The organism is Phenylobacterium sp. P4_E10, assembly GCF_056401675.1.
The window spans coordinates 261,898-275,251 of sequence record NZ_JBFUIW010000002.1 but is presented as its reverse complement, the minus strand read 5'-3'; the positions used below and the strand labels follow the sequence as shown (position 1 = coordinate 275,251).

The window sequence follows — 13,354 nt, the reverse complement described above, 5'->3', positions numbered from 1 at the left end:
CTTCACACCTGTTAGGCGCCCAGAATGGGTTTAGCGGGTCGGGACCGGGGTTTCGCCGCGATAATCGTAGAACCCACGACCGGTCTTGCGGCCCAGCCAGCCGGCCTCGACGTACTTCACCAGCAGCGGGCAGGGGCGGTACTTGGAATCGGCCAGGCCTTCGTAGAGCACGTTCATGATCGACAGAACGGTGTCGAGGCCGATGAAGTCGCCCAGTTCCAGCGGGCCCATCGGATGGTTCGCGCCCAGCTTCAGGGCGGTGTCGATGGCGTCGACCGTGCCGACCCCTTCGTAGAGGGTGTAGATCGCCTCGTTGATCATCGGCACCAGGATCCGGTTGACGATGAAGGCGGGGAAATCCTCGGCGTTGGCCGTGGTCTTGCCCAGCGACTTGGCGAAGTTGACGGCGGTCTCGTAGGTCGGCGCGTCGGTCGCGATGCCGCGGATGATCTCCACCAGCTTCATCACCGGAACCGGATTCATGAAGTGCAGGCCGATGAACCGCTCGGGGCGATCGGACGCCGCGCCCAGGCGGGTGATGGAGATCGAGGAGGTGTTGGACGCCAGGATGGTGTTGGGCCCGAGGTGCGGGGTCAGCGCCTTGAAGATGGTCTTCTTGACCTCTTCGTTCTCGGTGGCCGCCTCGATGGCGATGTCGGCGGCGCCGACGGTCTGCAGTTCCGGAGCGGCCTTGATGCGGGCCATGGCCGCGTCCATCGCGGCCTGATCCACGTGGCCGCGGGAGACCTGGCGGGCGAGGTTCTTCTCGATCAGCGAGCGGCCGGCTTCGATGCGCTCTGGGCTGACGTCGTGCAGCAGGACGTCGTAGCCGCCCAGGGCGCAGACATGAGCGATGCCCGAACCCATTTGGCCGGCGCCGATGATGCCGACCGACTTGATCTGAACCATGCCGAAAATTGCCTTCAGTAACGCTGGCGCGATCCCCGGTACGCCCGCTTGTGACGGGTTTCTAACATGGGGAATGGCGCTCAGGCCAAGGCTTTTGCTGCGACGCAGCGTAGCCGCGATGTGGAAAAACCGGCTTGCGCCCGATCAGGCCCCGCCGTTGCCCGCCTCGGCCAGCAGCCAGTCGCGCAGAGCGTGTATCCGCCGAAGTTTCGGGCTGTCGGCGCGCCAGGCGATGTAGAAGGCGAACTCGTTGTCGACCGCGTGAGGCAGCAGCCGCACCAGCCGACCGCTGGCCAGGTCCTGCTCGACCAGGCTACCGCGCGCCAGGGCCACGCCCATGCCCTGGGCCGCCGATTCCAGCAGCATCAGCGAGTCCTCGAATTCGGGCCCGCGCTGCGGGTCGGCGAGGTCGAAGGCGGAAAGCCAAATGCTCCAGGGCCGGTGGCGGTGGCGCAGCAACGGGGTGGCCAGGATGTCTTTGGGCTCCCGGACCGAGTGCTGTGCGGCTAGGTCTGGACTGGCCACGGGGAACAGCTGTTCGCAGAACAGCAGCACCTTCTCGACGCCCTGGTCTTCGCCGCTTCCGTAGCGCACGCCCATATCGACCCCATCGGTGACGAAGTCGGCGGTCCGCGATTCGATGACGAAGTCGACGTTGGCGCCGGCCGGATCGGCCAGCAGCCGCGGCAGGCGTAGCGGCAACCAGCGAGTGCCGAATTGCGGCTCAAGGCTGACGACCAGCGGATCGCGCTCGGCCGCTCCGGAGAAGGCCGCCACACCGTCCTGCAGGATGCGCAGGGCGCGCTCGACCTCGCCGGCCAGCTTCTCCGCGGCTGGGGTGGGGATCATGGCGTTGCCCTGGCGGACGAACAGCCCCGCGCCGAGCTCGGCTTCCAGCTTGCGGATCTGCTGGCTGACCGCGCCGTGGGTGACCGACAGCTCCTCGGCGGCGCGGCTGTAGCTACGTCGACGGGCCGCGGCGGCAAGGGCGCGGAGGGCGAAGAAGGGCGGCAGGCGGACCACGCGGGTTGTCAGCTCCCGTAACAAGCTGGGACAACAATCATCGTTCGATCTGGGCGTGGCGCAGGCGCATATCAACGGGGCGGCGCCGTTCCTCCCCCAAACCCCGACAATTCCAGGACAATTCCATGAAGGCCCAGCTTCTTGTGCTGAGCGCGGTCGGCCTACTGCTGGCCGCGGCTCCCCTTTCCCCGGTTCAGGCCAGCCCGGCCTCAGGCGCCCGGTATGCGGCCGCGACCACCGCCGACGCCGAGGCGCGGCTGGCCGAGCGGAGCGTCGACCTCGCCGGCCAGAGCCTCAGCGTGCGGGTTGGCATCGGTTCGGATCGGCTAAACAGCGTGCGGGTGGTGAAGTCGTCCGGCTCGCCGGAACTCGACAGCCAAGCCGTGGCGGCCCTGCGCAACCTGCGCACCGAGCTTGCGCCCGTCGAGCTGGTCGGGCGGGAAATGACTTTCACCCTGGGCGTCTCCGCTCCGCCCCCTGCCGTCGCCGCCCGCTGACAGAGCAGCAGGCATGAAAAAGGGGCGGTCCCGCGAAGGACCGCCCCCTGATCGTTTGGTTCCTGGAACCGTCGTCGGCTTACTTGCCGGCGGCGGTCAGGGCTTCCATCAGTTCCGGCACGGCGGTCTTGTAGTCCGCCACCAGACCGAAGTCGGCGACCTGGAAGATCGGCGCGTCGGCGTCCTTGTTGATCGCCACGATGACCTTGGAGTCCTTCATGCCGGCCAGGTGTTGGATGGCGCCCGAGATGCCGACGGCGACGTACAGTTCCGGAGCGACGACCTTGCCGGTCTGGCCGACCTGGTAGTCGTTCGGCGCATAGCCGGCGTCCACCGCGGCGCGCGAAGCGCCGACCGCAGCGCCGAGCTTGTCGGCGAGCGGCTCGATGATCTTCTGGAACTCTTCGGCCGAACCCATGGCGCGACCGCCGGAGACGACGATCTTGGCGCCGGCCAGTTCCGGACGGGCCGACTTCACCAGCTGCTGGTCGACGAACTTCACCTTGACCGTCACGGCGCCGGCCGGAACGGTCTCGACCGAGGCCGAGCCGCCTTCAGCGGCCGCCTTGAAGGCGGTGGCGCGGACGGTGATGACCTTCTTGCCGTCCGACGACTGGACGGTTTCCAGCGCGTTGCCGGCGTAGATCGGGCGCACGAAGGTGTCGTTGCTGACGACTTCGATGATTTCCGAGATCTGCGCGACGTCCAGCTTGGCGGCGATGCGCGGGCTGAAGTTCTTGCCCTGCGAGGTGGCCGGGGTCAGGACGGCGTCGTAGCCGGCCATCAGCGGAACCACGGTGGCTTCGACAGCTTCGGCCAGGCCTTGGCCCAGCTCGTCGCTTTCGGCCAGCAGCACCTTGCGCACGCCGGCGACTTTGGCGGCGGCGTCAGCCGCGGCCTTGGCGCCCTTGCCGGCGACCAGCACGTCCACGTCGCCCGAGAGGGCCAGGGCGGCGGTGACGGTCTTGTTGGTGGAGTCCTTCAGCGACGCGTTGTCGTGATCGGCGATGACGAGAACAGCCATTAGAGGACTCCCGCGGTCTTGAGGTTGGCGACCAGGTCGCCAGCGGTTTCAACCTTGATGCCGGCCGAACGCTTGGCGGGCTCGGCGACCTTCAGGACCTTCAGGTGCGGCTTCAGGTCGACGCCCAGCGAGGCGGCTTCCTTGACGTCCAGCGGCTTCTTCTTCGCCTTCATGATGTTCGGCAGCGAAGCGTAGCGCGGCTCGTTGAGGCGCAGGTCCGCGGTGATGATGGCGGGCAGGCCGACCTCGATGGTCTGCAGGCCGCCGTCGACTTCACGGGTCACCTTGGCGCTGTCGGCCGACAGTTCGATCGCCGAGGCGAAGGTCGCCTGCGGCCAATCGAGGATCGCCGCGAGCATCTGGCCGGTGGCGTTGTTGTCGCCGTCGATGGCCTGCTTGCCCATGATCACCACGTTCGGGTTCTCTTCGGCGATCGCCGCCTTGAGCACCTTGGCCACTTCCAGCGGCTCCAGGTCCTGGTCGGTCTGGATCAGCACGGCGCGGTCAGCGCCCATGGCCAGAGCCTGGCGCAGGGTTTCCTGAGCCTGAGCCGGTCCGATGGAAACGACGACCACCTCGGAGGCGACGCCCTTCTCCTTCAGGCGGACGGCCTCCTCGACTGCGATTTCGCAGAAGGGATTGATGGACATCTTCACATTGGCGAGGTCGACGCCCGATTGGTCGGACTTAACCCTGGCCTTGACGTTTGAATCGATCACCCGTTTGACCGGGACCAACACCTTCATGGGTAGCTAGCGCCTCAAATTAGTTTTTGCGAAAAATTCGGTCGATGCGGCAATAACGGTTCCTCCGAGCATTGCAAGCCAGCGCGGGGTAACACTTCGCCGCATTTTCGGCCGAGGAAGGCGCTAGCAGCCGCGTAAGCCGACGACTAGAAGCACCGCATGAACCGTACGATCGACCGCCTGAAGCTGATCTTCCTGGGCCTTTTCCTCATCCTGAGCGTCGGCGCCTTCGCCTATCATGTCGGCTGGGTCTGGCCTGGCCAGAAGTGCGAGGCGGCGGGCGACTGGTGGGACTGGCGCAGCCGCACCTGCGCGCGGCCGGTCCAGATCTCCGACATCACCGGCCGACCGATCGTCGACAAGACCAGCCGCGCGGCGGCCAAGGCCGACGCTGCCAAGGCGCGCGGCGATCAGCCGGCGGGCAAGGCCGCGACGCCCGCGAAGAACGCGACCGCCGCGAAGAACTAGCGGGTCGCGCCCGACTGCCAGAAGACCTCGCTGGCGCCGCGGTCGTTGGCGTGGCGCGCGACGACGAACAGGAAGTCCGACAACCGGTTGAGATATCGCATTGCCTCCGGGCCGACGGTCTCGCCGGCCTCGACCAGGGCCACGGCGATGCGTTCGGCGCGGCGGGCGACCGTGCGGGCCAGATGCAGATGGGCCGCCGCGGGCGTTCCGCCCGGCAGGATGAACGAGGCGAGCGGCGGCAAGGCCGCGTTCATCGAGTCGATCTCATGCTCAAGCCGCACGACCTGCGAGGCGACCATCCGCAGGGTGTTGGTTTCGTCGGCCCGCGGCGGGGCGGCTAGGTCCGCGCCCAGGTCGAAGAGCTCGTTCTGGATCCGCGCCAGCATGGCGTCCAACTCCGGATCGGTCGCGGTGTGCAGCCGCGCCAAGCCCAGGCAGGCGTTGGTTTCGTCCACCGCGCCATAGGCCTCGACCCGCAGCGAGGCCTTGGAGACCGGCTCGCCGGTCGCCAGGCGGGTGGAGCCGCCGTCGCCGGTCCGGGTATAGATCTTATTGAGGACGACCAAGGTCAGCCGCCGAACTTGGCGCGCCACCAGACGGCCAGCACCAGGATGGCGACCGCAATGGCCTGCATCACCACGCGCAGGCGCATCAGCTTGTTCGAATAGGAGCGGCCGAAGTCGCCGCCGCGGAACAGCGCGTAGAGGCCGATGAACAGCGTGATGGTCACCGCCGCCAGGCTGATCGGGATCAGGTAGGTGAAAATGTTCATGCCGCGATCTTAGCCGAGATCGGGGCGAGCGGCCTATTGGTTCGCGGCCTGCGGGACGCGGAATCCGTGGGCGATCAGGCCGATGTGACGATCCATCACGGCGCTCATCGCCTCGGCGTCGGCGTCGTCCCAGGCGGCCAGGCGATAGGTCCAGGCATAGGAGGCCATCAGGGCGTCGACCGCGATCTCCAGGTCCGTGCTGGGATCGACGTCGCCGCGGGCGACCCCGTCCGCCAGGCAGTCGCGGATCACGTTGCGCAGCCGCGGATTGCGCCCGTAGGGCCGGCTGGAGGGGCTGAGCGTCCAGTTGTAGGCCGCGGCGATGTGGGCCAGGAACAGCCGGGTGCGGCGGGTCTCGAAGGCGTAGTGGATGGCGAAGATCGAGCGCAGCCGATCGGCCGTCGAGCCGCGCAGATGCGGGGCCAGGCGGTCGAGTTCGGCGTAGAGGCCGTCCAGCCGGTCGGCCATGACCTGGCTGAGGATGTCGCCCTTGGATGCGAAGGTGGTGAAGACGCTGCCGACCGAGACCGCGGCCTGGGTGGCGATCTCGCGCACTGTGGTGGCGTCATAGCCCTTGGTCTCGAACAGATCGCGGGCGGCGTCGATCACGCGTTGCCGCGTCGCCTCCTTCTGGGACTTACGTACGCTCAAGTTCTTCCCCCAGCCTGCCACGAGTGCGCAGGCCTCCCCGTAAGTTGCTTACGGCGAATCCTGCGTGAGGAATGTGTCATGGGGAAAGATGCGACAGTTCGCCGCGGGGCTAAAGCCCCATTATTGCAGTGCAAAAGCCAAGCTGAGATCTGACCCCGGGGGCCAGATCTCGCAAGCTCGGGCAGTTAGACTGATTTAGCCCCGGCGCGCGCCGGCCAGGATCACGCGAATCTGATCCTTGGACTTGGCTTGGAGCGCATCGATGCTCCAGCCGCCGAAGATGGCTTCCTGGAAGTTGGCCAGGTAGCTGTCGAACAGCATCTGGCTGCGCAGCTTCACTTCGGCTTCCTGGGAGAGTTCGCCGCGCTCGACGCCTTGGTTGAGCTGCTCGGTGAACAGGTCCTGGACCGCTTGCACCGGCGCCAGGTCGCGCAGCTCCTGGCCCTGCTCGGGCATCCAGGAGATGCCGAAGGCGGCGCGGGCTAGCGGCAGGCGGCTCTTGTAGAACGAGTAGCCGGCGGTGAAGAGCTTCAGCATGGCGTCGTCCACGCCGCGACCGCGCGAGGCGCCGTCACGCATGGCTTCGACCAGGGCTTCCATGTCCGCGATCATGATCTCGCGGAACAGGTCGGATTTGTCGGTGAAGTTGGCGAAAACCGCGCCCGTCGACATGCCGGCTTCGGCGGCGATGTCCCGGATGGTCGCGCCTTCGTAGCCCGACTCGGAGAACAGGCGGCGGGCGGCCGACAGGACCTTGGCGCGGGTCTGTTGCTTGGCGAGCGCGCGACGGGTCGGAACGCGAACCTGGGTTTCGCTGGCGACTTCGATGTTGCTGGAAACGTGCTTCATTGGACCACGAGCCTCGTCGTAGTCGGCGCTCTGCGCTTCTCGAACTCTACGCAATACTCTTCCGCTACCATCTCAAGCAGTTCCACGTCATGCAGCGCAGAGTTGCGCAGCCCGGCGGGGAGTCCGCTATTCGTTTCTACTGCTAGGCGGCCGCCCGGGGGGAGTCGGACGGCAGTGACGCAGGTCGTCATGACCACAAAATCCTCTTAGCCCTTCGATACGGCGCGTCCAAGCGAAGGGTTTGGTTGAGTGCGTTCAGCGAACTCGTTCCGCGATGCGAGTACGCCAATCCATGTAGCGTGGGAGGCGAGGCTTTGCCGTGTGGCGCAGCGTCGCAGACCCGCGTTTTCCTGCTGAATCCGCGCCTGCCGCGCTGACCGCCCGCCGATGACAAAAATCGCGACTCGCTGAGCATGCTCGTAAAACGTCGTGCGTTAGAAGTCGTTCGCCTACGGGGGGCGGCGCCGAGCGCCGATCTCAGTTACCTAGACGCAAGCAGTTGCGTATACCGCACCCGGTCAGCGCGAAATCGTTTCGGTCGGGACTGACGGTTGAGCGCGGGTGACTGCGACAGCGCGGCGGAGTCTCAGTATCTGCAAGGCCTCACTTGCGGCGAGGCGGCCCTGATCGATCTTATGGCAGTAAGGCTGCAAGAACGCGTGCAGCTTTGGCGCGCTAAGCTCAGTTGGCGCCTTCGAGCAGCCGGCGGGCGATGACCTGGGCCTGAATCTCTCCAGCCCCCTCGAAGATGTTGAGAATCCGGGCGTCGGCCAACACGCGGCTGACCGGCTGCTCGGTGGCGAAGCCGGTCCCGCCATGGATCTGCACCGCGTTATCGGCGGCGGCCCAGGCGATCCGCGCCGCCACCAGCTTGGCCATGCCGGCCTCGAGGTCGCAGCGGCGGCCCTCGTCCTTGGCGCGGGCGGCGAACCAGGTCAGGCGGCGCGCGCCCAGCAGTTCGGCGGCCATCAGCGCGACCTTGTTGGCGACCCGCGGGAACTGCGCGATCGGCTGGCCGAACTGCCGGCGCGCCAGGGCGTAGTCCACCGCCAGCTCCAGCGCCGATTGGCCCACCCCGATGGCCCGCGCGGCGGTCTGGATGCGGGCGCTCTCGAAGGTGGCCATCAACTGCGCGAAGCCCTGGCCCTCCAGGCCGCCGAGCAGGTTGGCGTGTGGGACTTCGAAGCCGTCGAAGCCGATCTCGTATTCCTTCATGCCGCGATAGCCGATGACGCCGATCTCGCCGCCGCTCATGCCGTGGGCAGGGAACGGATCGGCCACCGTGCCGCGCGGCTTCTGCGCCAGGAACATCGACAGCCCGCGGTGGTCCTTGGAGGCCGGATCGGTGCGGACCAGCAGAGTCATCAGGTCGGCGCGCGCGGCGTGGGTGATCCAGGTCTTGGCGCCGGTCACCTTCCAGCTGTCGCCCTCGCGCACCGCCCGGGTGCGCAGGGAGCCGAGGTCCGAGCCGGCCTCCGGTTCGGTGAACACCGCGGTGGGGATGGTCTCGCCCGAGCAGATGGCCGGCAGCAGGCGCTGCTTCTGCTCGTCGGTCCCGTGCGCCAGGATCAGCTCGGCGGCGATCTCCGATCGGGTGCCTAGCGAGCCAGTCCCGATCCAGCCGCGCGACAGCGCCTCCGAGACCACGCACATCGCCACCTTGCCCAGGCCCGAGCCGCCATAGGCCTCCGGCGCGGTCAGGCCGAAGACGCCGAGCGCCGCCAGCTCCTCGATCAGCGGCAGGGGGATCAGCTCGTCGCGCAGGTGCCAGCCATGGGCGAACGGGACGATCTTCTCCTGGGCGAAGCCGTGGAACTGGTCGCGGATGTGCTTAAGCGTCTCGTCGAGCCCGCTGGCTTCCAGCGAGGGGCGGCCGACCGCGGCCTCCAGCAGGTCGACGATGCGCAGCTTCACCGCCTGGGAGGCTCCCGGCACGAGCGCCCGGATGGCGGGCTCCAGCGCGCCGGCGTCGAGGTCGAGATCGCCCGGCCGGAAGGTCTCGCCCTGGTTCATCGGCAGGCCGCCGGCCAGCTGGCTCAGATACTCGAAGGCCAGCAGTTGGGCGGGCAGCGCCTCGGCTTCGCCCAGCGCGCCTTGCGCCGCCAGGGCGCGGGCCCAGGCCGCCGTCTGGCGCAGGGTCTCGGCGTAGGCCGCCGCCCAGGCCAGGCCGTGGGCCACGTGCTGCTGGGCGTCCAGCAGGGCGCGGTCGAGCAGACCATCGCGGACGACGCGGGCGCTCACCCCGGCGCGCGCCTGGGCCACATAGCCTTCCGCGGCGAGGGCGGCGTCGTCGAGGCGGGCGGGGAGGTCCTGCAAGATCATGGCCCCGACTATAGGCGAAGCTTGTGGCCCGTCACGCGGCCCGGTACGCCTTTAGCAAAGCAGAGGAAGCGCCATGATCGTCGTCCATCACCTCAACGACTCGCGCTCTCAGCGCATCCTCTGGCTGCTGGAGGAACTGGGCCTTCCCTACGAGATCAAGCCGTACTTCCGCGACGCCACGACCCGGCTGGCTCCGCCGGAGCTGACCGCCATCCACCCGCTGGGCAAGTCGCCAGTGGTCACCGAGGGCGGCGCCACCGTCATCGAGTCCGGCGCGATCATCGACTACATCCTGCGCCACCACGCCGCCGGCCGCCTGGCGCCGCCGGCCGGCACGCCCGAGTACGAGCAGCACCAACAGTGGCTGCACTACGCCGAGGGCTCGGCCATGCTGCCGCTGATGCTGAACATGTACGTTGCGCGCCTGGGCGCGGCCGGCGCCCCGCTGCAGCCGCGCATCGAGGGCGAGATGGCCAACCACCTCGGCTATCTGGATCGCTCGCTGGCCAGTCGCGACTATCTGATGGGCGCCGAACTGACCGCCGCCGACATCCAGATGAGTTTCGTCGGCGAGGTCGCGGGCGCCTTCGGCCGCTTCGCCGTCTACCCGAACATCGCCGCCTGGGTGCACCGTCTCCAGGCCCGCCCGGCCTATCGCAAGGCGCTGGAGAAGGGCGGCCCCTACAACCTCGGTCCGAAGAGCTAGGAAGCCTTCAGGTCAGGTCGGTGAACGGATTGTAGGCCACCTCCCAGAGGTGGCCGTCCGGGTCGGCGAAATAGCCGGAATAGCCGCCCCAGAACACCTCGCGCGGGGTCTTCACCGGCGCGGCCCCGACCGAGACGGCGTGGGCGAATACGGCGTCGACCTCGGCCGGCGAGCCAACATTGTGCGCCAGGCTGAAGCCGCTGAAACCGTGGCCATCGTCCGGGACAGTCGCGTCTTCGGCCAGCTTGTCGCGAGGGTAGAGCGAGAGCCACGTCCCCTCGAGCTTGAACATCACGTGGTCCTCGCCGGCCGTGTAGTTGTGCGGCGTGAAGCCGAGGCCGTCCCGATAGAAGGCCAGCGCCCGATCGAAGTCGCGCACTCCCAGTCCGATCAGGCTGATCTTCGGCTTCATCGCCCTGTCACCGCGCCCAAGGATCGTCCAGCACGCCGTCGATGAAGTCGAACACCGCCGCCTTGGTCAGGGCGTGCGGGATGGCCGAGAAGTGGTCGCAGCCCGGCACCACCACGCCGCGCCCGAGCGGGAACGACTTTGCCAGCACCTCTGGATCGCCGTTCGATTCGCGCGATCCGGCCACCGCCAGCACCGGCATCGGCAGGGTCGCGAAGGCCGCGACGTCCAGGGCCGGGTTCTGGGTGCGGCTGAGCGCGGCCAGGGCCTGGCGGTCCTCGCCCTGCTCGTCGGCGAACTGGCGGAAGCTGCGCAGGAAGGGCTCGGTGATGGTCTCCGGATCCTCGGCCAGCATGGCCTGGCCCATGACGTCGCCGCGCGATCCGGGACGCTCCTCCAACAGCTTGTCGCCCACGCCGCCCAGGATCAGGTTCGAGAACCGCTCCGGCGCCAGCAGCGCGGCGGTGAGCGCCGTGCGCGCGCCCATCGAATAGCCGAACAGATCAACCCGGTTGATCCCCAGATGGTCGATGAGCTCAATCACGTCGCGCGACAGGCGCTCGCGCTGATAGGCCTGTGGGTCGTGCGGCTTGGCGCTCTGGCCATGGCCGCGCTGGTCGAGCGCGATCACCCGGAAGCGGCGGCGCTCCAGCGCCGTGTACCAGCCGGTGCGCTTCCAGCCCTCGTTGCGGTTCGAGGCGAAACCGTGAACCAGCAGAATGGCCCGCTCATAGGCCTCGGGCGCATTGTCGTCGAAGGCGATCTCGAAGCCGTCGGTTGTCGTGAAGTCCATGATTTTCTTAATGATGCGGTGAGAGAAAACGTCGATATTCAGAAATTAAGAGCGGAAACGCCGCCGAGGGGGAACTGGGATGGACGCTGCGGGCGCCCCACGTACAATTATCGCCACCGTGAGCCGTGTCGACCGGGCGACCAAGAAAGCCCTGCGCGATCGCGAGCGCAAGGCGCGTGAGGGCGTGAAGCGCAGCACGGCGCCCGATCTGGCCGCGCGCTACGAGGTGCTGTTCGAGCAGCTCACCCGCGCCCATTGCGTGAAGTACGAGCGCCGGAACTGGCGCGAAATCCTCGAGACCGGTCTGGTCGAGCCCGCCATCCGCGCCAACGCGCTGGAGAAGAAGGCGCGCCACGCCATGACCAACTATCGCCCTGGCCTCATCGACGGGTTGCTGGGCCTGCAGCAGGATCGCCGCCGGGCCTTGGCCGCCAAGGTGCTGGAGGCGGCCAAGAAGGACGCCGAGCTGTTCTCCCGCGCCAAGCGCAACGCCGAGCTGCACAATCTGGATGTCGAACTGGCCAGCGCGATGATGGCGCTCGACATCGGCGCCATCGAGACGGCGCTCAAGGCCCACGTTCCGGCCGCGGAGCTGGCGCCGGTGCTGGAGGGGCTCGGGATCGACATGCCGGTCGCCGGCAAACTGATCGTGCATCTCGACGTGCTAGAACTCGACGCCATGCCGGACGAGAGCGTTGGGCTCAACGACAACGGCCGCAGCGTGCACGCCCATCTGCCCATCGCCGTCCGCCGCGAGATGCACCTGGCCAATGTCTGCTCGGCCGTCCTGCGGACCGGGGTCGAGGTGATGTCCGTGGTTCCGATCGACCAGATCGAGGTCCTGGCCCGCGGCTTCCTGCCAGGCAAGACCCGCGATGGCCTGGAGCAGCATCCGATCATGCACGTGCGGATCACGCATGAGGCGCTCCGGTCGATGGACCTACGCCGGATGGAGCCGGTCTCGACGGTGACGACGCTCGGCGCGCGGATCAGCTGGGAGATCGACCGCGGCTTTGGCCCGATCCCGATCGAGGACCTGAAACTGACCGCGCCGCCGAAGCCCCAGCCGCTAGCTGCGCCAGCGTAGGGTCGCGGCCTCGACAGGATTTTCGAAGGCGCGCCCGGCCTTGCGGCTGGCGGTCCATTCGCGCTTCAGCTGCTGGTACCACTTGGCCTGCCGGTCGGCGTCGTCGATCCAAAGCAGCGACGGGTCGTAGCGCAGTCCCTCGTTCTGCAGGTTCACCATGTCGCCGTCCTGGCGCAGGAAGGCGCGCGCGCCGGCGGCGATGAACGGCTTGAGGAACAGAAAGGCCGGGTGGTCTGACCAGACGATCTGGGTGATCCGGGTCTTGGTCTCCGACAGCGGGGTCAGGCAGGTCAGCGACAGCACCTGGCGTTGGCCGACCGTCACGTGCTCCCAGCGCATGCCCGGGATGCGGAAGGTGATCTCGGTCAGCGGCTCGCCGCCGAGGATGGCGTAGGCGCGGCTGTTCTTGCTGGGCTCGTGCCGAACCATGGCGAAGCCCTGCTCGCGCGGCTCGAACTTCTTGGCCTTCTCGTGCTGGCTCTTGGCCGAGCGCCACCACCACTGCTGATGCACATAAGGGCCGTGGGCCGGGTCCATCAGCCCGACCACCGCGTGGTCGATGTGGGCGTCGAAATCCATGCGGTCGACCAGCTTGGGCCCGCCGCCGACTACGCCAGGGAACTCCGGCGGCGGTTCTGAGGGCTCGCCGGCGAAACGCGGGTCGGAGCTGATCCAGACGAACACCAGGCCCTGGCTCTCGGCCGCCGGATAGCGGCGCACCCGAATGCGACTGACGTCCATCGCCTGGTCGTCGACCAGCGATGGGATCGCCGCGCAGGCCCCGTCGGTCTTGAAGCGCCAGCCGTGATAGGGGCACTCGACGCTCTCGGCGCCGTCGGCCTCGCGGACCAACTTGCCGGCCGACAGCGGCGCGGCGCGATGCGGGCAGATGTCCTTGAGCGCATAGACCTTGCCGGCCCGGTCGCGGCCCAGAAGGATCGGCTCGCCGAGCAGCTCGTAGCGCTGCAGCTTGCCCGGCTTCAGGTCGCTGCCGATGGCGGCGAAGTACCAGATGTCATGCAGGAAGCCGCGGCCGAACTTGGCGTCGGTCGCGGGGGCTTGGGCTGTCTTGGTGTCGCCGTCGGGCATGGGGTCTTC

Annotated in this window: 16 protein-coding genes; 4 read left to right on the top strand and 12 right to left on the bottom strand. The window is 67.8% G+C overall.

Features of this window, described 5'->3' with window-relative positions; translation table 11 throughout:
- Positions 1 to 30: 30 nt before the first annotated feature.
- Together AC1DQJ_RS03420 and AC1DQJ_RS03415 are read right to left on the bottom strand one after the other, a co-directional pair.
- On the bottom strand, positions 31 to 909 hold the full coding sequence (locus AC1DQJ_RS03420) for a 3-hydroxybutyryl-CoA dehydrogenase (protein WP_477600274.1): 879 nt from the start codon (positions 907 to 909) through the stop codon (positions 31 to 33).
- 144 nt (positions 910 to 1,053) lie between these two features.
- A complete protein-coding gene (locus AC1DQJ_RS03415) occupies positions 1,054 to 1,932 on the bottom strand; it encodes a LysR substrate-binding domain-containing protein (protein WP_477600272.1) in 879 nt (292 codons plus the stop codon).
- A 125-nt stretch (positions 1,933 to 2,057) separates the two neighbouring features.
- On the opposite strand from AC1DQJ_RS03415, the gene AC1DQJ_RS03410 reads away from it, so the two are divergent.
- Complete coding sequence (locus AC1DQJ_RS03410; protein ID WP_477600270.1) at positions 2,058 to 2,429, top strand: energy transducer TonB family protein; 372 nt, start codon at positions 2,058 to 2,060, stop codon at positions 2,427 to 2,429.
- Between the two features lie 79 nt (positions 2,430 to 2,508).
- Here AC1DQJ_RS03410 and AC1DQJ_RS03405 read toward each other — a convergent pair whose 3' ends face one another.
- Both AC1DQJ_RS03405 and AC1DQJ_RS03400 read right to left on the bottom strand, forming a co-directional pair.
- A complete protein-coding gene (locus AC1DQJ_RS03405; protein WP_477600268.1) occupies positions 2,509 to 3,453 on the bottom strand; it encodes an electron transfer flavoprotein subunit alpha/FixB family protein in 945 nt (314 codons plus the stop codon).
- Positions 3,453 to 4,199 (bottom strand): electron transfer flavoprotein subunit beta/FixA family protein, encoded by a 747-nt coding sequence (locus AC1DQJ_RS03400; RefSeq protein WP_477600266.1) that lies wholly within the window; start codon positions 4,197 to 4,199, stop codon positions 3,453 to 3,455. Before AC1DQJ_RS03400 ends, AC1DQJ_RS03405 begins: the two co-directional genes overlap by 1 nt.
- Positions 4,200 to 4,358: 159 nt before the next feature.
- Between AC1DQJ_RS03400 and AC1DQJ_RS03395 the strand changes: the two genes are divergently transcribed.
- The gene (locus AC1DQJ_RS03395) at positions 4,359 to 4,667 is read left to right on the top strand and encodes a hypothetical protein (protein ID WP_477600264.1); all 309 of its coding nucleotides are present in this window, start codon (positions 4,359 to 4,361) and stop codon (positions 4,665 to 4,667) included.
- Here AC1DQJ_RS03395 and AC1DQJ_RS03390 read toward each other — a convergent pair.
- The 5 genes from AC1DQJ_RS03390 to AC1DQJ_RS03370 form a co-directional block, all read right to left on the bottom strand.
- A complete protein-coding gene (locus AC1DQJ_RS03390) occupies positions 4,664 to 5,233 on the bottom strand; it encodes a cob(I)yrinic acid a,c-diamide adenosyltransferase (protein ID WP_477600262.1) in 570 nt (189 codons plus the stop codon). The two genes, AC1DQJ_RS03395 and AC1DQJ_RS03390, sit on opposite strands and share 4 nt — an antisense overlap.
- A gap of 2 nt (positions 5,234 to 5,235) precedes the next feature.
- A complete protein-coding gene (locus AC1DQJ_RS03385; protein ID WP_477600260.1) occupies positions 5,236 to 5,439 on the bottom strand; it encodes a twin transmembrane helix small protein in 204 nt (67 codons plus the stop codon).
- A gap of 33 nt (positions 5,440 to 5,472) precedes the next feature.
- Entirely contained in the window at positions 5,473 to 6,090 is a 618-nt protein-coding gene (locus AC1DQJ_RS03380; RefSeq protein WP_477600258.1) for a TetR/AcrR family transcriptional regulator, read from the bottom strand.
- 195 nt (positions 6,091 to 6,285) lie between these two features.
- Positions 6,286 to 6,939, bottom strand: coding sequence for a TetR/AcrR family transcriptional regulator (locus tag AC1DQJ_RS03375; RefSeq protein WP_477600256.1), 654 nt, complete (start codon positions 6,937 to 6,939; stop codon positions 6,286 to 6,288).
- A gap of 681 nt (positions 6,940 to 7,620) precedes the next feature.
- Positions 7,621 to 9,261, bottom strand: a complete 1,641-nt coding sequence (locus AC1DQJ_RS03370; RefSeq protein ID WP_477600254.1) for an acyl-CoA dehydrogenase family protein — start codon at positions 9,259 to 9,261, stop codon at positions 7,621 to 7,623.
- A 73-nt stretch (positions 9,262 to 9,334) separates the two neighbouring features.
- Between AC1DQJ_RS03370 and AC1DQJ_RS03365 the strand changes: the two genes are divergently transcribed.
- Positions 9,335 to 9,967 carry a glutathione S-transferase family protein gene (locus AC1DQJ_RS03365; RefSeq protein ID WP_477600252.1) on the top strand — a complete coding sequence of 211 codons (633 nt, stop codon included), beginning with the start codon at positions 9,335 to 9,337 and terminating at the stop codon, positions 9,965 to 9,967.
- Between the two features lie 7 nt (positions 9,968 to 9,974).
- On the opposite strand, the gene AC1DQJ_RS03360 is transcribed toward AC1DQJ_RS03365, so the two are convergent.
- The gene (locus tag AC1DQJ_RS03360; protein WP_477600250.1) at positions 9,975 to 10,379 is read right to left on the bottom strand and encodes a VOC family protein; all 405 of its coding nucleotides are present in this window, start codon (positions 10,377 to 10,379) and stop codon (positions 9,975 to 9,977) included.
- Positions 10,380 to 10,386: 7 nt separating this feature from the next.
- The gene (locus AC1DQJ_RS03355; protein ID WP_477600248.1) at positions 10,387 to 11,169 is read right to left on the bottom strand and encodes an alpha/beta fold hydrolase; all 783 of its coding nucleotides are present in this window, start codon (positions 11,167 to 11,169) and stop codon (positions 10,387 to 10,389) included.
- A 118-nt stretch (positions 11,170 to 11,287) separates the two neighbouring features.
- Between AC1DQJ_RS03355 and AC1DQJ_RS03350 the strand changes: the two genes are divergently transcribed.
- Positions 11,288 to 12,256, top strand: a complete 969-nt coding sequence (locus tag AC1DQJ_RS03350; protein ID WP_477600246.1) for a hypothetical protein — start codon at positions 11,288 to 11,290, stop codon at positions 12,254 to 12,256.
- Here AC1DQJ_RS03350 and AC1DQJ_RS03345 read toward each other — a convergent pair.
- On the bottom strand, positions 12,239 to 13,345 hold the full coding sequence (locus AC1DQJ_RS03345; protein WP_477600244.1) for a Rieske 2Fe-2S domain-containing protein: 1,107 nt from the start codon (positions 13,343 to 13,345) through the stop codon (positions 12,239 to 12,241). The two genes, AC1DQJ_RS03350 and AC1DQJ_RS03345, sit on opposite strands and share 18 nt — an antisense overlap.
- Between the last annotated feature and the right edge of the window lie 9 nt (positions 13,346 to 13,354).

Bases quoted from the DNA above. Each gene is read 5' to 3' on its own strand.
- AC1DQJ_RS03385 (WP_477600260.1), bottom strand. From the start codon at position 5,439: ATGAACATTTTCACCTACCTGATCCCGATCAGCCTGGCGGCGGTGACC.
- AC1DQJ_RS03420 (WP_477600274.1), bottom strand. From the start codon at position 909: ATGGTTCAGATCAAGTCGGTCGGCATCATCGGCGCCGGCCAAATGGGT.
- AC1DQJ_RS03345 (WP_477600244.1), bottom strand. From the start codon at position 13,345: ATGCCCGACGGCGACACCAAGACAGCCCAAGCCCCCGCGACCGACGCC.
- AC1DQJ_RS03405 (WP_477600268.1), bottom strand. From the start codon at position 3,453: ATGGCTGTTCTCGTCATCGCCGATCACGACAACGCGTCGCTGAAGGAC.
- AC1DQJ_RS03375 (WP_477600256.1), bottom strand. From the start codon at position 6,939: ATGAAGCACGTTTCCAGCAACATCGAAGTCGCCAGCGAAACCCAGGTT.
- AC1DQJ_RS03400 (WP_477600266.1), bottom strand. From the start codon at position 4,199: ATGAAGGTGTTGGTCCCGGTCAAACGGGTGATCGATTCAAACGTCAAG.
- AC1DQJ_RS03360 (WP_477600250.1), bottom strand. From the start codon at position 10,379: ATGAAGCCGAAGATCAGCCTGATCGGACTGGGAGTGCGCGACTTCGAT.
- AC1DQJ_RS03370 (WP_477600254.1), bottom strand. From the start codon at position 9,261: ATGATCTTGCAGGACCTCCCCGCCCGCCTCGACGACGCCGCCCTCGCC.
- AC1DQJ_RS03395 (WP_477600264.1), top strand. From the start codon at position 4,359: ATGAACCGTACGATCGACCGCCTGAAGCTGATCTTCCTGGGCCTTTTC.
- AC1DQJ_RS03410 (WP_477600270.1), top strand. From the start codon at position 2,058: ATGAAGGCCCAGCTTCTTGTGCTGAGCGCGGTCGGCCTACTGCTGGCC.
- AC1DQJ_RS03365 (WP_477600252.1), top strand. From the start codon at position 9,335: ATGATCGTCGTCCATCACCTCAACGACTCGCGCTCTCAGCGCATCCTC.
- AC1DQJ_RS03355 (WP_477600248.1), bottom strand. From the start codon at position 11,169: ATGGACTTCACGACAACCGACGGCTTCGAGATCGCCTTCGACGACAAT.